We start from the raw sequence: 19,461 nt of genomic DNA, 5'->3' as shown, positions 1-19,461 counted from the left end.
AAACCTTTTTTTGAGTAGCTCCCATAAAGAGAAATAGGTTGGTTGACACATGTTGGATATTAAAGATGACGGCCGGGGTGTAAGTATCAGGGTTAAAGTACAGCCCAGGGCTTCAAAGAATCAGGTGGCGGGCTTTATGGAAGGTGCGGTTAAACTGCGGCTGACCGCTCCGCCGGTGGAAGGGGAAGCCAATAAAGCTTGCTGCGAATTTTTAGCCGGGCTTCTGGGTATTGCCAAAAGCAGGGTGGAAATAACCCAGGGGCAGACGGGCAGAAACAAAACAATCAGGATTGAGGGAATATCAGCAGATGCTGTACTAAAAAAGCTCGGTGGTTGACTGAAATCCAATTAATATATATAATAATGTAATTGTAAAGCCAGTGAATGGGAAGAGTAGGCGTTTTAAGCTGTTCAGAGAGCCCGGGAAAGCTGTGAGCCGGGTACAGTTAAACGCTCCAAGATCACCCGGGAGGCGGCGTCTGAAATCCTGAGGGAAATTAAGTTCGTCCGGTTAACCGCCGTTAATGGTTTCAAGTGGAAGCCGGTTATACCGGTTTCTATTAGGGTGGTACCGCGGAAAAGAATCCGTCCCTTACGGGGCGGTTTTTTATATTGTTTTATATTTTCATTAAAAGGAGTGTTCGAAATGGATCCTGCGTAGATTTTTCGAACATTCTCACGAAAAGTAAAGATAGAGGTGTCATCAACAAAATGGATTATGGAAAATCATTAAACTTACCTAAAACCGACTTCCCCATGCGGGGCAACCTACCCCAGCGTGAGCCGGAAATTATGCAGTTCTGGGACGAAACTGATATTTACCGCAAAGTGCAGCAAAAGAACAGCGGCAGACCCAAATTTATCCTGCACGACGGACCGCCATATGCCAACGGGCATATTCACCTGGGGCACACTTTAAATAAGGTGCTTAAAGACATAGTGGTTAAATTCCACTCCATGACCGGATACGATGCGCCATATGTGCCGGGATGGGATACACACGGGCTGCCAATTGAGCAGCAGGCCATCAAGAACATGGGTATTAACCGCCATGCCATTGATATCGTAGAGTTCAGAAACAAATGCAAAGATTATGCATTACAGTTTGTAGATATTCAGCGGGAGGAATTTAAACGGCTGGGTGTGCGCGGCGACTGGGATCACCCTTATTTTACCCTGATGCCGCACTTTGAGGCCAGACAGATTGGCGTTTTCGGCGAGATGGCCAAGCGGGGTTATATTTATAAAGGCCTTAAACCGGTTTACTGGTGCGCCACCTGTGAAACAGCGCTGGCCGAAGCAGAAGTTGAGTATGCTGACAAGAAATCGCCTTCAATTTTCGTCAAGTTCCCCGTGCGGGACGGCAAAGGTATCATACCGGAACAAAATACTTATGTAGTTATCTGGACCACCACGCCCTGGACGCTGGTGGCCAATCTGGCCGTTACCCTGCACCCTGAGTTTGAGTATATTTTAATGCAGTGCGGCAATGAAAAATATCTTGTAGCTAAGGAATTAAAAGATTCATTCCTGAAGGAAACCGGCCTCGCGGAAGGTAATATTTTGCAACGATTTAAGGGGGCCGATCTTGAACGGGTAGTATGCGGTCACCCATTTATCGACAGGGATGCGCTGGTCATTCTGGGCGATCATGTCACGCTGGAAGCCGGAACCGGCTGTGTGCACACTGCTCCCGGGCACGGCCACGAGGACTATCTGGTGGGGTTGAAGTACGACCTGCCCATTCTTTCCCCTGTGGACGGCAGGGGGCGGTTTACCGCTGAAGCCGGTCAGTTTGCCGGGCAAATTTACCACGAAGCCAATAAGAATATTCTGGAAACCCTGCGCGAAACAGGGGCATTGATGAAAGCGGACAAAATCAGCCATCAGTATCCCCACTGCTGGCGCTGCAAGCAGCCGGTCTTTTTCCGGGCTACCGAGCAGTGGTTTGCATCCATTGAGGGGTTCCGGCAGGCTGCGCTGGATGCTATTGACGATGTGCGTTGGATCCCCGCCTGGGGCAGAGACAGGATCCATAACATGGTAGCCAACCGGGGTGACTGGTGCGTATCGCGTCAGAGGACCTGGGGTGTTCCCATTCCTATTTTCTATTGTAAAGCCTGCGGCAAGGAAATAATCAATGACCAGACTATCAGCCACCTGCAAAAGCTATTCAAGGAGTATGGCTCCGACGTCTGGTTTGCCCGCGAAGCCGCAGCCCTGATACCGGAGGGCCTGACCTGTCCCGAATGCGGCTCCCGGGAATTTACCAAAGAAACCGATATCATGGACGTTTGGTTCGACAGCGGCTCAAGTCACCTGGCCGTGCTCGATGAACCGGAAATCTGGCCTGACCTGACCTGGCCTGCCGACCTGTACCTGGAAGGCAGCGACCAGCACCGTGGCTGGTTCAACTCTTCATTAAACACAGCGGTGGCTGTAAGTGGCCGGGCTCCGTACCGGGCTGTGCTTACCCACGGGTTTGTGGTTGATGAAAACGGCCGCAAAATGAGCAAATCGCTGGGCAACGTAGTTGACCCGCTTAAAGTTATTAAACAAATGGGTGCGGATATTCTGCGTTTGTGGGTATCCTCCGCAGATTACCGGGGGGACCTGGCGGTATCCCAGAGCATTTTAAAGCAGCTTACCGAATCTTACCGCAAAATCAGAAATACCAGCAGGTTTATGCTGGGTAATATCTATGACTTTGATCCCGCCAGGGACTCCGTACCTTATGAAAAAATGCCGGAAATCGACCGCTGGGCCATGCTGAGGCTGCACCGGCTGATTGAAAAGGTGCTGGCTGCTTACCGCAACTATGAGTTTCATACGGTGTATCATGCCATCCACAACTTCTGTACTGTGGATATGAGTGCCCAGTATCTGGATATTATTAAAGACCGGCTGTATTGCGAAAAAGCAGATGCTCTCGTCAGGCGTTCGTCCCAGACGGTTATGTATGAATCGCTGCAGGCACTGGTACGTCTTTTGGCGCCGGTATTGACCTTTACCACCGAGGAAATCTGGCGTTACCTGCCTAAAGGCGATGATGCCCCGGATAGCGTGCAGCTTGCCGATATGCCGGAGCCTGATGATCGGTACATGGACGCCGCCCTTGAAGAAAAATGGGGGCGCCTGATGAAAATCCGCGGCGTGGTCAACCGGGCTCTGGAAAAAGCCCGCCAGGAAAAAGTAATCGGCAATTCCCTGGAGGCCCGGATTCACCTTTATGTAGATGATAATTTGTCTGAATTTCTAAAGACGTTTAGTGAAGAACTTTCAGTGCTGTTCATTGTGTCCGGTGTTACTACGCACCAACTGGCGGAGAAAACCGTAGATACCTTAGCGGTGGAAGATGTACCCGGTTTGGCGGTGGGAGTATCCCGGGCTGCCGGAACCAAGTGCGCCCGCTGTTGGATGTACCACGAAGAAGTTGGCCGGGACGAACAGCATCCTGAAGTATGCCCCCGCTGCGCTTTGGTAGTTGAAGCGATATAACAACAGGCTATAGCATTAAAAGCACTGCTTTTCAAACAAATGAGAGGCAGTGCTTTTTAAAAACCTCAAATTGGCACTTGATTTTGCTAGGTTAGGGGTGTTAAAATGTAATTCCGGTGGCTAAGATAAAACATAATAAGCAATGCATCTTACAATCTTATCTGGCCATAAGTAATTATGCGGTCGTGGCGGAATTGGCAGACGCGCTAGATTCAGGTTCTAGTGGTCGCAAGACCGTGGAGGTTCAAATCCTCTCGACCGCACCAATGCGGAAGTAGCTCAGTGGTAGAGCATCGCCTTGCCAAGGCGAGGGCCGCGGGTTCGAATCCCGTCTTCCGCTCCAATCGTTCAATATATAGGGGAGTAGCTCAATTGGTAGAGCGTCGGTCTCCAAAACCGAATGCTGCGGGTTCAAGTCCTGTCTCCCCTGCCAGAGAAACCAGTAATCGCAATACTTTGCGGTTGCTGGTTTTCTTTATTTAAATTTAGGCCATATGTTCTGAATATAAACTACCTAATAAAGGAAAACTAGTTAACAAATTTAGGAGGTTTCAGAATATGATGAATCTAGAAGACAGGTTTATCAGGGGATTTATTGCTGGGATTAGTGCGGGAATTGTTATGGATATATTGGAATACCTTTCTTTTATCTTGAAGATAACGGAGCTATCGTACTGGGAATGGGCTTCTGTATTAATTTTTGGTTACAGAGCTACTGCTCTTACCGAAGTTTTTTTGGCTTTAATGTTACAAATATTTTTTTCCGGGGTCGTGGGGATTTTGTTTGCTTATTTCGTCCCACTTGTTACCAGTAGGTATTATCTTATGAAAGGCGCAATTTTCTCAATATTTATATGGTTTTTTGCCAATGCTGTTATTTATATGTTTAAGGTTACACCTTTGGCTCCAGTTAAAGCTGATACGGTTTTTTCCAATATTGTTACGGTAGCGATATACGGGTTGGTATTGGCTCAAATGTTACGTTGGATGGATAATAAGTTAAAAGTATGAATTTTATACCTCTTGCTTTTTATACCAGGCGGTCTCGGATTAATAATATTCACATATTTTATTATAAATACGTCAACTATAATAAAGAAGACTTGGTTCAGGTGGAGTTTTTGACCCCATCTGAACCTTAGTCGCACTTATTTCAAGCTTACAGCCTGTTAATCTCCGACCTAAGAGGGCGGGGTTTTACAGGCTGTGCGAAGATAAAAACTAAGCCAGCGGGAAGGTAATGATTTTGGCAGATATAATGGATAAGCTCCAAAAGATAAAAGAAATAGGTAAATCAACCAAAGAAAAACAGCAATTCATTAATGTCAGTGAGGTATTCTATATTTGGGAAATCATGGTGGCAAAATTAGATATGTTGGAGAATATCCAAATCAGCGAAAATTTTATTGATGATGTTGACTTGAGGTATATTTCGGGTAAAGTCGTAGATGTTCTTCAAACAGGTATCGTCGACATGGAGAAAATAATGACCAATTATGGTGTACCATTTCCAGCCAGACCGCCTGCCGGTGTTAATACAACCATTAGTTTGCAGCATATTACTGATAAGGATATTTACCAGAGTTTATTTGAAAGTGTTCAATCCTTCTTTCCCATCCTTGCCAGTGGTTATATGCAAGGCAGTTCACCAAAAGTTATCAAAACAATTAAAAACCACTTATTATTAACGATGGAAGTGCATGAATTGCTTATTGAGTATGGTAAATTAAAGGGTTATTTCAACCCGCCGCCTGTTTATAATGCATAGCCGCCACCGGTGTTTGCAAATTGCTTAAAGGAGCGTAGACATTTTGGAAATATTGAAGCAAATGCAAAAAATAACCAAACAAACCATGTCTACCAGGGAAAAACAAAAAGATATAAGTGTTAGCGAGGTTTTTCACCTTTGGAATCATTTGGTGCAAAGATATAATGTCATTCATTTAACGAATTTTATGGAAGCATTTGCTAGTGATTCGGATTTAAAGCTGATTATTGCTTTAGGGAAAAAAACCCTTGGTGAACATGTTTCCAAATTGGAAAAAGAAATGATGGCATATGGGATACCGTTGCCGGTAAGACCTCCCAAACAAACCCAGCCAACGAGCAATATAGAGGCTATTACTGATAGGTTTATTTATCGACGGGTTTTAAGAGGAATTCAAACTTTTTTGCCAACCCACATGATGGCCTATATTCATAGCACATCTCCTGACATAAGAGGATTATTTTTAGCTTTTTTGATTCAAGAACTGAAATTATATGATAAATTTATTGAGTACGGTAAAATTAAGTCATATATAATTATGCCGCCAACTTACAAAAGCAGTTAACCGGGCAAGACAGACAGTTTTGTTTGCGTGGATCATTACAGCAGGAGTAAGTATAAGCACTTACGCAGCTAAATGGAATAATTCTGATGCAGCTTTAGAAGAGCTGCATTTTTGTTTGCGCTGACTTATCCATAAATAGTGGTTATTAAAACTGGTTATTTTGCATCCGATTATTATGGTATATTTTTTTATTAATTTTCGTGAAAAATTTTATCTTTCCAGGAACTAAAAGGTAGTGATTAACGTCATTTGTTATAGAACAAAGCTCCGGGGGTGTGTGTGTTTGAATGAGTTGAGTTGCCGGTATTTATTAAAAACCAAGGTTTGCGGGTGGCCGCATGTGGTAACGGCCATCCTTTTATTGTTTATGTTCCTTATTGCGCCTGGTTTGGCCTGGGCCAAGCCGGATGACAGCCCGGTTCAAATCAAGGTGGAGCTTGGCTGGCAGGGTAAGGTGGTGCCGGGCAGGTACGCGCCCGCCGTGGTTAATCTAAAGAATACCGGGAAAAACGATCTTTCCGGCACGATTGAAGCAATTAATTATCAATCGTATACGCTTCCGGCACAGCCCGGGGCAACACCCGGGACCAAGCAGCCGTCTAAATTTTTCCCGTCGTCTGCTTACGGTGAAATGGTATCGCTGCCGGCCGGGGCGGAAAAGACGGTAATGCTGTGGTTTCCCGCCGACGGGCCGAACAGCCGGACTGATTTTGTTTTTAAAGCCGGCAGTCAGGAAGTCGCCAGGGTTAGTCAAAAAAGTACCGCGGCAGTAGTCAATGGCCCTATGCCTGGGGCGGTGGGCGTATTGGGGCAGATTCCGGCCGCCCTGGAACGGGTGCGGGTGACTATGCCAGACGGCGTGCCCAGGTCACCAATGGTGTTGGAATTAACCGCTGAACTGTTCCCCCGCCGGGGAGATGAGTTAAACGCCTTCAATCAAATTTTGGTTACCGCCAAAGGTGCTTTATCCCTCAGTGATGAACAGCGCAGCGCCCTGGTGGAGTGGGTAAAAAGCGGCGGCCAGCTGGTTTTAAGCGGGGGGCTGGAAATTAACGAGTCCCTGTCGGTCCTGCCGGACAACATCATTGACATCAATGTTAAACAAATTGAGCCGCAGTCCGGCTGGCAGGCCGCTGCTCAGTGGCTTAACAGCAGCGAGCCCGGTGCTGCCGCGCCTGCCGCCATTCTCTCCGGCCACGGTACACCCTGGGGACCCAAGGAAAAGCCGTTGGGTTTGCAGTATGTCCTGGGGGACGGTGGAATTACCGTATTTACCTTTGATCCTAATCAATTGCCCTGGCAAGCCGGGGCGATGGGCAACGCGTTATGGCAAAAGTTTTTAACCCCAACCGATCAGGAAAAATATTATAACACCGGCAATGATTATAAGCTCAGCAGCCTGGTGGGAAACACCAATAATATGCCGGTTAATGCCTTTCCGGGCTGGCGGCCTGTGGGTTTGTATTTATTGGCCTTTCTGCTGTTGGCCGGCCCCGGAGTGTTTTTTGTGCTGAGGCGCATGCGCCGCCCGGAATACACCTGGGTGGCGGTGCCGCTGCTGGCTGTACTTTTTGCCGGAGCAGTCTACGGGTATATGCTGCAATCCGGCGGCAAGGTTTTGGTCAACGTGGTGCAGGTTTTGGACAGCCGGGACGGCACAAGCCCTGCAGGCTATACCGCAGTGGGTTATTTTGCTCCTACCGTACCGGTTTTTGATGCAGTAATGAAAGATTCCGACCGGTCCGTTATGGTGCAGCCCATGGGCGGGCGTCCGCCGGATATGATGAATGAGGATGAAGACCCGCCTTACAGCGTTATTAGGGGATCCGACCTGATGGTGCGTTTTAGCGACGCTTCGCAGTGGAATCTGCGGGCCATTTCCTTTAGAGACGACCAGGCGGCTGCCATAGCCAAAGGGCTTAGCGCCACCGTAGAGGTAGATGGTAATAAATTAGTTGGTAAAATTAAAAATGATACCGGGCTCAAGCTGGATCACGCTGCATTTTTCTATGGCTCGGATTACCGGGTGGTGGGCGATTTGCAGCCGGGTGACGAAGCCGGGGTGGAAATGAAAGTCACAGCTCCGCAATATAACCCCCAGGGCAACCCGGGACCGAGTTATCCCTCTTCCTGGCAGGTTTTCATGTATCCGGACGGTCCGCCGCAGCCGCCGCAACCGGGGATGCCATCGCCTGCTCCGGACAGGCAAATGACCGTTGAGGAGCAACGCAGGGCCAATTTAATGGAAAACTGGATGGGTAACGTTATGCGGAACGGCCCCATGGAGACGGGCTGGCCTCTGACCGTACTGGCCTGGAGCGACAGCCCGGCCGGGGACCCGGGACTAAAAGGGATCTCCCGCGCACCGTTCTACCTGACCATGTTTGTGCTTAGACCGGAAATAGAAATACCTGCCGGCAGCTTTAATATTCCGGCGGGACTGGTGGTGCCCGAAGTTATTGACTCCCAGGTAAGGGGGTGGTCCGGCTACAATAATCTGATGGGCCTGGAGGGCGGTTCAATCAGCTTTATGTTTAAGCCCCAGTTTGGGTCACAAACCAGTGTCAAAGAAGTTACCGTGCATATGGTTTATCTCCCGGTGCAGGGAAGCAGCAAGGGGATGGGGCCGCCGGCCCCGAAACCGACGTCGATCCCGGACGGCGTGCTGGAAATCTATCATCCGGGGCACGAAGCCTGGCAAACTCTTTCCGGTTCGGATACTTTTACTTTAACAGGTGATTACGCCTTGCCGGATGGTGAAATAACGCTGCGGGTTACCGGCGGCGACCCCGGCAAAGGTACGGGCTTTTACATGCTGCCGCCTACAGTGGCTTACGGGGGTGATCAGGCGTGATTATAACCAGAGGTTTGATCAAAAAGTACGGCCGGGTCATGGCCCTGCAGGGTTTGGATCTGGAAGTTCCCGAAGGATCGGTGTATGGCTTCATTGGCCAGAACGGGGCGGGCAAAACCACCACTTTGCGCATTCTGTCCGGGCTGCTGATCCCTGAGGAAGGCAGTGCTGAAGTGGCGGGCAGGGATGTGCTGCGCGACCCCCGGGGGATCAGGGAAGTGGTGGGCTATATGCCGGATTTCTTTGGAGTCTATGATGACCTGAGGGTGGGCGAATACCTGCTGTTTTACGCCGCCGCCTACGGCATTAAAGGGGAAACGGCGCGGAAGCTGCGGGATGACTTGCTGGAGCTGGTTGAGCTTGGGCATAAGCGGGATGCCTTTGTGGATACGCTTTCCCGTGGCATGCAGCAGCGCCTGTGTCTGGCCCGGTCTCTGATCCACGACCCGCAGGTATTGCTGCTGGACGAACCGGCCAGCGGGCTTGACCCCCTGGCCCGGGTGGAAATGCGGGAAATATTAAGGGAATTATGCCGCCTGGGCAAGACCATCGTTATCAGCAGCCATATTCTTTCCGAGCTGGCCGACCTGTGCACCCACGTGGGGATGATCAGGGAAGGGCGGCTGCTGCGGCAGGGGCCGCTAAGCGATATGCTGGCCGGGGACCGGGTGAGGAAATTTATCTTACGCTGCAACGGGACGGTGGAAGCTGCCGCTGAAATCATCGAAGGGTGGCCGGGTGCGGGAATCCTCAGCTCGGCAATAAATCAAGTTGAATTCCAGCTGTCCGGCGGTTCGGACGACGTGGCTGCTTTGTTGAGGGAAATCGTGGGCTCACAGGTCCAGGTGGTTCATTTCGCCCAGACCGAGCAGAGTCTTGAAGATACATTTATCCAGCTGGCCCGGGAGGTGAACGGGGTATGAGTATAATGAAGAATTTCTGGGCAGGACTGAGCAATGGTCTGGTGCCTATGTTAAGCAAGGAAATGCGTTCCCGCACCAGAGGATGGCGCTCACCGCTGCTGCTGACGGTTTATCTGGGTTTGATGAGCGGCGGCACTGTTGCTTTCCTGTGGCTCAACCTTGATAAGAACAGTTATATTTATCCCACAGTGGGACTGTCTTTTTATGGCCTCCTTATTTTCGGATTGGTGCTGTTACTCTCTTTTATCGCTCCCGCGGTGGCGGCCAGCGCCATCAGCGGCGAACGTGAAAGGCGAACCTATGATTTACTGCTGGTGACCAGGGCTTCACTCACCGGTATCGTGCTCGGCAAGTGGCTTGCCTCGGTGGCCTACCTTTTATTTCTGGTTATTGCCGCCCTGCCGGCGATGGCGGTGGTATTCCTGTTCGGGGGCATTCCTCCGGCAGATATGCTAATGGGTGTGCTTGTTTGTATGCTTACCGGCCTTGGCTACGGTGCGCTGGGATTATGTCTTTCCGCGGTGATTAAAAAAAGCCAGGCTGCCACTATTGTTTCGCTGGTGCTGGTATTCCTGCTTATCTTTGGCTCACTGGTGGTGGCCGGTATAACAGCCGGTGGAAACCGTTACGCCGAGCCTCAATATCCGGGTGACCCGAATTTTGAGCTCCCGGGCATACCCTGGTATGTTTTTATGAGCCCGTTATCCGCGCTGACCGATGCCATGCCGGGGGCCGGCGATATCAGCACCGGCAGGGGCATCCCCCTGATCAGTACGGTGATGAATGAGCTGATGATGCAGTTTCAGCCCCGGCAGATGCGTGAATACGCTATGAAAATGGGCTATAGCTATAGTTCGACATCGATATCGGTAAGTGGCTCCGGAAGTGCCGCCGGAGAAGAAAAAAACAAACCGAAAGGGCTGGCGGCCTGGCCCTACTGGGCCTGGTTTGCCTTGAACCAGGTGGTATTGACCCTGCTGTCACTGGTTATTGCCATTGCGGCCATAACTCCGCGCAAGCCCTGGCACGCATGGCGCGCCCGCAGGAAGACGGCAGCGGTAACCGCTGACGGGAGTTGATGCTGATGTTATTCAAGTTTCCCAAACCGGATCTGAAAAAACCTCAGCGGAAAGGCTGGCCCGACCCTGAACTGGCCCGGGCGCTGGCTCCGTTGGACCAAAAGGTTATGCAGCGTTACTGGCTGGAAAGCGCCAGGCTGGCGCTATTATGGGGAATTGCAGCGGCAGTGGCCCTGCTGGCCCTATCCCGGCTCTGGCTTTTTTCTGCGTTTATCGCGGCCGGTTTGGGTGCAGCCGTGACCCTGCTGGTGGCAGGGCTGCGAATTTTCCTGCGTCCTGATGCCCTAACCCTGGTTAACGTTGCGGATCTCACCGGGTTAAACGGCTCAGCCGTCACAGCTTACAGATTACTGGAAAAAGGACCCGGTGATGCTTGGGCTCTGGCGGCTAAGAACGATAGCGTGACCGATTGTAAAGAAATGAGCCCGGCCCTGGCGACGGGCTATGCAGTTGCCCGGCGCAAGTCATGGGGCGGAGTGGCGCTGCTTGCCGCCATGTTGCTAGCCTATACTTTTTTGCCCAACCCGCTGGCCTCATACTGGATGTCAGTCCGCCAGGAGCGGGAAGCCCTTAAACTGGCGGCTGAAGAAGCGCGCCATGCGGTTGAGCTGGTTAAGGACGTTAAAATCAAAGGAAATAATGTTCTCACCAATGATGTGAAAAAGCAACTGGAAAGCCTCCCCCGGGATATCAAAAATTCGGGCGACAGGCAGGAAGCGGCTGATAAGCTGGAAATGGCCCGCTGGCAGCTGGACCAGGCCAGGGCCGTCATGGGCACTACAGCCAAAAAGGATTTGGAACGCCTGGCAGCCGACTGGGGCAATATGAGCGGTAAAGAATGGCAGGGGCTGTCCGGAGCAATACAGAAAGGCGACCCCGAAGCAATAGACCGGGCGGTGCAAGCCCTGGAGCAAGCTATGCAAAAAACAGGTGACGGGGAAAGAAAACAAATGGCCGCCGCCCTTTATAGCGGAGCCGGAGCAGTGAGCGACCGGAATTTGCAGCAGGCGCTGAAAGATGCGGCTGACGCAGCATTGGACACAGAACAGAAGTCAGAAGGAACATCCGGGACTGCTGCCGGACAGGAAGACTCCGGCCTGGCTGCGGCGGCGGGAGCGCTGTCCGGTGCTCTGGCCAATGCGGCGCAAACGGCCGGCGCGGGAGCGGCGCTGGGCAGCGCCTCGGCTTCAATGGCCTCTTTGGCCAGCGGGCTGGCCGGCGGTGGAGTGTCAGGCAATACGGGCTTGGCCTCGGCAGGCAGTGGTGCGATGAGCGGTGCCGGTGGTGCTGCGGCCGCTTCCGGCGCTGCTTCTGATGCAGACTCATCAGGCAGCGGTGCTGGTGATGGCAGCGGTACCGGCGGTGACGGAGACGGCGGCAGCGGCCAGGGCGGCCAAAATGGCGCAGGCTCCGGCAATTCCGGTAATGGCAGCGGTACGGGGAGCGGCGGACAGGGCGGCGGCGGGTCCGGCGCAGGCAGGACGGGTGGCGGGCTTAATATGGTCTATACCCCGTTTTTGCCCGGTGAGGGCGAAAAGAGTCAGGTTGCAGGCCAGGTCCGCCAGGGAGAATCCGGCAATGAGGTCAGCCTGGAAAGCTCACCCACCACTTTGGGAGCGCTGCGGCCCTATCAAGAGGTTTACGGGCAATACATGGCTGAAGCCCATGAATCCATTAGCCGGGCACCGCTGCCGCCGGAGATGGAAAATCTGGTCTGGCGCTATTTCAGTTCCCTTGGTGACGGAACTGCGGAGTGAACTCGTTCAGCTAAAGCTGAACATCGGGGCTTCAGATGGGGATTCTACCCCACCTGAAGTAAAAATAGGAACTCCCACTTATAGAAGTGGGAGTCTTGGAATTTGATAAACAATGAGGGAAGATAAATGGTTAAAGAGCTTATAGAGGATAACCCGCTTAATGCCGGCGCTGATGCATTAGCCGCCAAAGGTGATGCTGCAGTGCGCGAGGCACTGGAAAAGGCGGGGCGGCGGCTGCAGGAAATAGAAGACGCCATCGGCGCTGTCATCATCGGGCAAAAAGATGTCGTACACCAGGTGCTCATAGCCATGCTGGCCGGAGGCCATGTGCTGCTGGAAGGAGTGCCGGGCCTCGGTAAAACGGCACTGGTCCGAACTATTGGCGGGGTAACGGGACTGGGCTTTCGGCGCATCCAGTTTACGCCGGATTTAATGCCGGCCGACATTACAGGAACCCAGATCTATGACGCCAGGTCGACCGGGGAACCCTTTAAATTCATTCCGGGGCCTGTATTTTCAAATATTCTGCTGGCGGATGAAATCAACCGGGCCACGCCCAAGACCCAAAGCGCCCTGCTGGAGGCGATGCAGGAAAAAACCGTAACTGTGGGTGGCGTCGGCCACCCGCTGCCGGAACCTTTTTTTGTACTGGCAACCCAAAACCCGCTGGAAATGGAAGGCACCTACCCATTGCCCGAGGCCCAGTTGGACCGGTTTATATTTAAAATCAACGTTGCATTTCCCACGGCGGAAGAGTTGGCAGCTATTGGTAACCTTACCACGGGTGCAGCTAATCCCGAGATTAAAAAAGTTCTCGAACCGGGGGAAATGCTGCAGTGGCAGCAGCTGGTGCGCAAGGTGGTGGTGGTTCGGGAGATCATGGATTACGCCGTACAGCTGGTGCTGGCCACGCGACCCGACAGCCCGGAAGCTTCCGAGCAGGTGCGCCGCTACGTGCGCTACGGTTCGGGTCCCCGGGGACTGCAAGCGCTGCTGCTGGGGGCCAGGGCGGAAGCCTTCCGGGCCGGGCGTGCCAGCGTGGGCTACGACGACATTCGCAAAGTAGCTGCGGCCTCCTTGCGCCACCGGCTGCTGCTAAACTTTGAAGCCGCCGCCGACGGCATCACCCCCGATACCCTCATCCGGGGTCAGGCTGGTGATATTTAAGTGGTTAAAAATTTTTTACCCGACCCTGGCCTGATTAGCCGTCTGGAAAGCTACAGATTGATTCGGCAGCGGCCGGTTGCCGGTGGTTATGCCGGCGGCAGGCGCTCGCCCGTCAAAGGCGGTGCGGTTGAATTTGCCGATTACAGGGAGTATGCCCCGGGAGATGAACCCCGCCGGGTTGACTGGAAAACTTATGCCCGGTTGGGACGGCTTTACGTTAAAGAGTTTCTGGATGAACGCCAGGACTCTGTTCTTTTCGTTGTGGACACCAGCGCCTCCATGGATTGGGGAGAAGGGGAAACGCATAAAGGCAGCTATGCATTGCAGCTCGCTGCTGCGCTCGGTGTCTGTGTTGTATACGGAAACGACCGGTTGTCCTCAGTGGCCGGGTCTTTAGATCAACTGGCCGGCAATAGCCAGGCCAGAAGGGTTTCTTACCCCTGCAGTGGTAGAGATTCCTTACCGGTTTTTTGGAATTGGCTGAGTGAAACCCAATTTAGCGGGGGGACGGCACTAAAAGAGTGTCTTCAAACCGGCATTGCCGCTGTTCCCGGTGCAACATCTTTGTTGGTGTTTTCCGACCTGCTGGACCCGCCGGGTGTGGAGGAAATGCTGCGTTTGGCCGCCGGTAGGGGTATGGTCTGCACCCTGCTGCACATCCTTGCCCCGGGTGAACTTGAACCGCCGGGTGAGGGGGAATGGACCATGCAGGACATGGAGTCGGGCGAGCGGGTGGAGGTTTCCCTGACTCCTGCGGCATTACGTGCTTATCGAGAGCGGCTGGATGAATTTTTTAAGAAACTGGATGACAGCTGTCGCCGGTGGGGTGTCCGCCGGGTAAGCATAAGCAGTGGCAAGCCGTTGGCGGAAACCCTTTTCCGCCATCTGCCGCTAAACGGGATATTAAGCAAAGGAACATAAGGTTAGTGGATTTTGATATTATGGTTGGTTTAAGCCTGACCCCCGGGAGGTGTCGAGGTGTTTTTTAGTAATGCGGGGCTATGGTGGCTGGCGCTGACCGTACCGGCCATACTGGCCCTTTACATATTACGGCCAAGGAGAAAACAGGTTCAGGTGCCCAGTACACTGCTGTGGCGCACGGCTGCCGCCGACCTGGAAGCCAGCAAGCCCTGGCAGCGGCTGCAATCGCGCCTGTTGCTCTGGCTGCAGCTGCTGGCTGCGTTATTATTGGCGCTGGCCGCGATGGGGCCGGTCTGGCTGGCCCAGGCTTCTTCCCGCGACACCATTGTGCTGCTGGATACTTCGGCCAGCATGAGGGCCAGGGAAGGGGACGGAACGCGCTTCGATCTGGCCCGGCAGGAGGTGGAAGCGCTGGCGGCGGGGCTGCGCGGCGATTCCACCATCACCGTGATTGCCTTTGACCGGCAGTCCAGGGTAGTGGTCAAGGACGTAGCGGACTCGCGGGAAGTGAGCCGGGCGTTACAGAGCATTTCCCCTTCGGCAGCCGAAGGGGATGCGGGACAGGCCGTAACGCTGGCCCAGGCCCTGGCCAGGCAGCACGACAAGCCGCAGCTGGTGCTGGTGAGTGACGGCGGGGTAAACCTGCCGGCAGGTGCTGCTTCAACCTTCGATTTCATTCCTGTCGGCAAAGGTGACGCCAATATTGCCATTGGTTCGATAAATCTACGTGCCGCCGGCAACGGCCAGGCCGCTCAAGTAACGGTAGTCAACTGTGGAGCGCAGGAGGCATCGGGCGTAGTCTCACTGATGACGGGCAATTACCCGGCGGGAAGCCGAAAATTTAAGCTGCCTCCCGGGCAGGTTCAATATTTGCTGTGGTCCGACCTGCCTGCGGGAGTTAGTGTGTCGGCGGAGCTAAAACCGGACCGGCCGGAGATGGATTTGCTGGAAATGGATAACAGTGCCTGGGCGGTATCGGAACAAAAAACAAAACGTAAAATCTTGCTGGTTACAGGAGGAAATATATTTTTGGAGCACGCTCTGGGCCTGGTGCCTGATTCGGAGGTATACATGGCGGATGCGTCAAGATATCGCCTGTTGCTTGGCGGAGAATATCCTTATGATCTAACGGTGCTGGACGGCCTATCCAGCCCGCTGCCGCCCGGTGCGGCGCTGCTGCTGGATCCGCCGGCGGGAGAACCGGTGCCGGGTCTTGTTGTGGGCGCCTCTTCGGGGCAGGTTGAACTGTCCGCGGCGCAGGGCAGTCCGCTGGTGAAATATGTTGATTTGGCAGGGGTAAACACCGGTGATGCCCGGACCCTACAAACAGGTTCGGAATGGCAGCCGGATATTAAATCGGGCAATGATAATTTATTTGTCCATGGCGAGGCGGAAGGAAGAAGGCTGGCTTTTTGGTCAGTTAACCTGCATCGCTCCGACCTGCCGCTGCGCCCTGCTTTTCCGGTTTTGCTCCAAAACACGATAGACTGGTTGGTGCCGCCGTCCCTTGGCGTGTCCGGGCCGGTCCGTCCTGGAGACGAGGTGGGAATTGTTTCCCCGTTTCTGGCTACAAGTATAGTGGTTAAAGCACAGAGCGGAACTGCTGAAGATATTGCCCCGCCTTTTCCGCCCTCACCCTGGGTGCCGGGCGAACCGGGCTTGTACCGGGTGATTGCCTACCGGGAGGGCGGCAGCTCAATACATGAAATTGCCGTAAACGGCTACAGCTCCATGGAGTCGGAGCTCAAGGTGAACGATCCGCGACAGACAGCAGGAAGTACTGAGTCCGGTGAAAAACAAAGTGAACAGGCGAGGCGGCCGCTGCCTTTGATGAAGCTGCTGGCACTGGCGGCCCTGCTGCTGATAATGGTTGAGTGGGGGGTGGCCAGCCGTGGGCGTTAGTTTTAGTGAGCCCCTGTGGTGGCTGCTCCTGCCGCTGCTGATCTGGCTGGCCTGGCGCCTCAGGCGGCCCTGGCTGCAAATGCCGGGTTCCGGCAGCCACAAGCAGAGGGAGCGGCGTAGGTTATACACCCGTATGGTGCTGCTGTTTTTATTGGTTGCCGCTCTGACCGGCCCCGGTTTTGTCAGTACGGTCAACCGGCAGGCGGTGGTCTTGGCCCTGGATGTCTCAGACAGCGTAGGCTCTGCGGTTGGCAAGGGCGAACAGTGGATTAGGGACGCGCTGGGGAAAAAACCTGCCGGTGCCGTAGCCGGTGTAGTTTCTTTTGGCCGGCAGGCGCTGGTGGAAGAGCCGCCCGGCGGGCGGCCGTCCTTTTACCGCGCTGCCACCGATCCGGGCCCGGAATCCAGTGAGATTGGTGAGGCGCTGCGTTTTTCGCGTTCAATATTACCCCAGGATACCAGGCGAAGAGTGGTTTTAGTTACGGACGGCCGGGACACCGGCGGCGATGCTGTGGCTGCGGCCCGGACCCTGCACGCCGAGGGGGTGCGGGTGGATGTTGTTCCCGCGGGAGCCCCGGCAGGTCCCGATATCCGTCTGGACTCGCTATATCTGTCACCCCAGTCCAGGGTGGGTGAAAATACCCTGGTTGAGCTTGCGATAACATCAGATATGGCTGCAGAGGGTGACCTTTACCTCGAACGGGATGATCAACTGCTGGACACCAGGCCGGTGCAGTTAAAGCCCGGGGAGAACAGGTTAACCCTGTCGGTGCCTGCGGGGGAAGCCGGACTGCACCGCTACCGGGTTAAGCTGGTACCCCGGGACCGGGCTGCCGACGCCTTTGCCGCCAACAACGAAACCGGCGGGATTCAGGAAGTTTCCGGCCCCCCCAGGGTTCTGGTACTGGCGGAGGATGCCGGTCAGGCGCAAAGTATAGCGGGCGCGCTGCGGGCATCGGGACGGGTTGAGGTGGAGATCAAGGAACCGGCGGCCGCCCCCCGGGGTATTGCCGCCTGGGCCCAATACCAGTCGGTATTTCTGCTGGATGTACCGGCTTACACCCTGGGCGAACAGGTTATGAGTGAACTGGAGACGTACGTCCGGGATGTGGGCGGCGGGCTGGTGATGACAGGCGGGCCCGACTCATTTGGTCCCGGCGGCTATGCCGGAACAGCGCTGGAACGTGCTCTGCCCGTGAGTATGGATATTAAAGGGCGGGGCGAAATGCCCTCACTCGGGTTGATGCTGGTGATCGATAAGTCCGGCAGCATGGCCGGAATGGCGGGTGGCGCCGAGAAAATAGCCCTGGCGAGGGATGCCGCCGCCCGCAGTATTTCCGTGCTCACCAAACGGGACCAGGTTGGGGTTGTGGCTTTTGACGCTATGCCCTGGTGGGTGGTGCCGCCGGGGCCGGTTGAAGACAAAGAAAAATTGCAGCAGTTAATTGGCAGCATCCAGGCCGATGGCGGGACCGAGATTTATCCGCCCCTGCTGGCGGCGTATCAGGCTCTGCGCGATCTGCCGACCCAAGTTAAGCACATTATTCTGCTAACTGACGGGATGTCGGCCAGCGGCGGAGATTACCAGTCACTGCTGGCTGATCTGCGGGCTGGAGGGATTAGTTTAAGTACCGTGGCGGTGGGTGCCGAAGCTGACGCCGGAATGCTTAAAGCCCTGTCTGAACTGGGCCGGGGCAGATTTTACGCCACTGCTGACGCGGACAGCATCCCGTCAATCTTTACTAAAGAAACCTTAATGGCCACCAGAAGTTTCGCCGTAAACGAAGCGTTTTACCCCCGGGTTGCGGATTGGAACCCTCTATTGCGCAGCTTGGAGCAAGTGCCTCCCCTGCATGGCTACATTACAGTTTCGCCCAAGGAATTAGCGGAAACGCTGCTGGTATCACCCCGGGGCGACCCGGTGCTGGCGGCATGGCAGTACGGCTTGGGCCGGACTGTGGCCTGGACTCCGGACGCAGGCGGGCGCTGGAGCACCGAGTGGCTGGGAGCGGTGTTCCCCAGGCTGTGGGGGAATGTGCTTTCCTGGATTTTGCCGGCGGATACCACAGATTCTCTACACGTGCAGGCCAATGTAATACCAGGTTCCGGCTTATCGGGGCGTGATTTACAGGTTAAAGTTGAGGATTCCAGCGGTTGGCAGGAAGTGCGGGACCTAAAAGCCCTGGTTACCGGACCCGAGGGGGATACCGTAACTGTTCCGCTAAAACCCGATGGCCCTGGCCGCTACTCGGCCCGGCAGCCGGCCGGAAAACCGGGAGCCTACCTGGTGGCGATAGCCGGCGGCGACAAGGAACCAAGTCAAATGCTGGCCCTCGGCGGGGCTGTGGTGCCGTACTCCACTGAATATAAGGAAACCGGCGTTGACGGCAATGCACTGCAGGCCATTGCCCGGGCAGGCGGAGGTGCGGTTTTGGAAAAACCGGAGCAGGCATTTTTAACCAATCTGCCTCCGGTGAAAGCCCGGCGCGACCTGACGCCGCTGTTGCTGGCCCTGGCAGCCGTTATCTGGCTGGGTGATGTGGCAGGACGACGTTTGATCATCGGCGCCGAAGAACGTGCCACCCTGCGGCGCTACCGGCAAAGGCTGCTGCAAAAACTGCTGCCTCGTCGTGCGTCCAGCGGGAATAAACCGGCCTGGGCCGATGAAACCCTGTCTGCGGTTCAAAATCTGCGCCGTAAGAGACAGGAAAAGGTGGGTACGGAAAAACCGTTTAACAGTACTGGCGAAGCGAGTACCGGTGATGCGCCGGCGGATGAAAAAGATCTGTATAATACTAGCGAAAAGAATACAATCTCCGCCGGTCCCCAGAAGGAGCAAGCCCAAAGCGGCAACAAGGATACTAAAAAGGAAACCAAAAAGGAAGCTACTGCGTCCCGTTTGCTTAACGCCAAACGGCGCGGGTTTAAAGAATAAAAAAGCCCTCTTTCCCAGCTTGCCGGGAAGGAGGGCTTTTTGGTATTTTGCACCAATGTTCGTTATTTGCAATAAATTGCATGGATTGAACG

13 protein-coding genes, 3 tRNA genes and 1 other annotated feature are annotated in these 19,461 nt (G+C 54.1%); all 16 genes read left to right on the top strand.

All coding sequences use genetic code 11. The annotated features are described in order from the left end of the window. The first annotated feature begins 49 nt into the window (after nt 1-49). Entirely contained in the window at nt 50-337 is a 288-nt protein-coding gene (locus BM056_RS09825) for a DUF167 domain-containing protein (RefSeq protein WP_092471194.1), read from the top strand. A gap of 34 nt (nt 338-371) precedes the next feature. Further along, nucleotides 372-596: a binding site (T-box leader), on the top strand. Between the two features lie 115 nt (nt 597-711). Beyond that, the gene (gene ileS / locus BM056_RS09820; RefSeq protein WP_092471192.1) at nt 712-3,498 is read left to right on the top strand and encodes an isoleucine--tRNA ligase; all 2,787 of its coding nucleotides are present in this window, start codon (nt 712-714) and stop codon (nt 3,496-3,498) included. 179 nt (nt 3,499-3,677) lie between these two features. Further along, nucleotides 3,678-3,764 (top strand) — tRNA-Leu (locus BM056_RS09815). A 2-nt stretch (nt 3,765-3,766) separates the two neighbouring features. Then, a tRNA-Gly gene (locus tag BM056_RS09810) sits at nt 3,767-3,841 on the top strand. Between the two features lie 14 nt (nt 3,842-3,855). Then, nucleotides 3,856-3,931: transfer RNA gene (locus BM056_RS09805), tRNA-Trp, on the top strand. 125 nt (nt 3,932-4,056) lie between these two features. Beyond that, nucleotides 4,057-4,509, top strand: coding sequence for a hypothetical protein (locus BM056_RS09800; RefSeq protein WP_092471190.1), 453 nt, complete (start codon nt 4,057-4,059; stop codon nt 4,507-4,509). Between the two features lie 235 nt (nt 4,510-4,744). Next, nucleotides 4,745-5,266 carry a hypothetical protein gene (locus tag BM056_RS09795; RefSeq protein ID WP_238456394.1) on the top strand — a complete coding sequence of 174 codons (522 nt, stop codon included), beginning with the start codon at nt 4,745-4,747 and terminating at the stop codon, nt 5,264-5,266. 43 nt (nt 5,267-5,309) lie between these two features. Continuing rightward, nucleotides 5,310-5,831: a DUF3231 family protein gene (locus BM056_RS09790; RefSeq protein WP_092471186.1), complete on the top strand. Its 522-nt coding sequence runs from the start codon at nt 5,310-5,312 to the stop codon at nt 5,829-5,831. Between the two features lie 283 nt (nt 5,832-6,114). Beyond that, entirely contained in the window at nt 6,115-8,685 is a 2,571-nt protein-coding gene (locus BM056_RS09785) for a DUF4350 domain-containing protein (RefSeq protein WP_092471184.1), read from the top strand. Then, a complete protein-coding gene (locus BM056_RS09780) occupies nt 8,682-9,608 on the top strand; it encodes an ABC transporter ATP-binding protein (RefSeq protein ID WP_092471182.1) in 927 nt (308 codons plus the stop codon). Before BM056_RS09785 ends, BM056_RS09780 begins: the two co-directional genes overlap by 4 nt. Continuing rightward, the gene (locus tag BM056_RS09775; RefSeq protein ID WP_092471180.1) at nt 9,605-10,687 is read left to right on the top strand and encodes an ABC transporter permease; all 1,083 of its coding nucleotides are present in this window, start codon (nt 9,605-9,607) and stop codon (nt 10,685-10,687) included. The genes BM056_RS09780 and BM056_RS09775 overlap by 4 nt, the downstream gene beginning before the upstream one ends. Nucleotides 10,688-10,692: 5 nt before the next feature. Beyond that, complete coding sequence (locus tag BM056_RS09770) at nt 10,693-12,444, top strand: DUF8809 domain-containing protein (RefSeq protein WP_092471178.1); 1,752 nt, start codon at nt 10,693-10,695, stop codon at nt 12,442-12,444. Between the two features lie 126 nt (nt 12,445-12,570). Continuing rightward, complete coding sequence (locus BM056_RS09765) at nt 12,571-13,611, top strand: AAA family ATPase (RefSeq protein ID WP_092471176.1); 1,041 nt, start codon at nt 12,571-12,573, stop codon at nt 13,609-13,611. Continuing rightward, nucleotides 13,612-14,532, top strand: coding sequence for a DUF58 domain-containing protein (locus BM056_RS09760; RefSeq protein ID WP_092471174.1), 921 nt, complete (start codon nt 13,612-13,614; stop codon nt 14,530-14,532). A gap of 57 nt (nt 14,533-14,589) precedes the next feature. Then, complete coding sequence (locus BM056_RS09755; protein WP_092471172.1) at nt 14,590-16,434, top strand: vWA domain-containing protein; 1,845 nt, start codon at nt 14,590-14,592, stop codon at nt 16,432-16,434. Continuing rightward, nucleotides 16,424-19,369 carry a VWA domain-containing protein gene (locus BM056_RS09750; RefSeq protein ID WP_092471170.1) on the top strand — a complete coding sequence of 982 codons (2,946 nt, stop codon included), beginning with the start codon at nt 16,424-16,426 and terminating at the stop codon, nt 19,367-19,369. Before BM056_RS09755 ends, BM056_RS09750 begins: the two co-directional genes overlap by 11 nt. Nucleotides 19,370-19,461 lie beyond the last annotated feature (92 nt).

The organism is Desulfotruncus arcticus DSM 17038 (assembly GCF_900113335.1).
In the GTDB taxonomy this organism is placed as follows: Bacteria; Bacillota; Desulfotomaculia; order Desulfotomaculales; family Desulfallaceae; genus Desulfotruncus; species Desulfotruncus arcticus.
The sequence above is the reverse complement of the archived record's forward strand: the minus strand, read 5'-3'. Positions and strand labels throughout refer to the sequence as shown.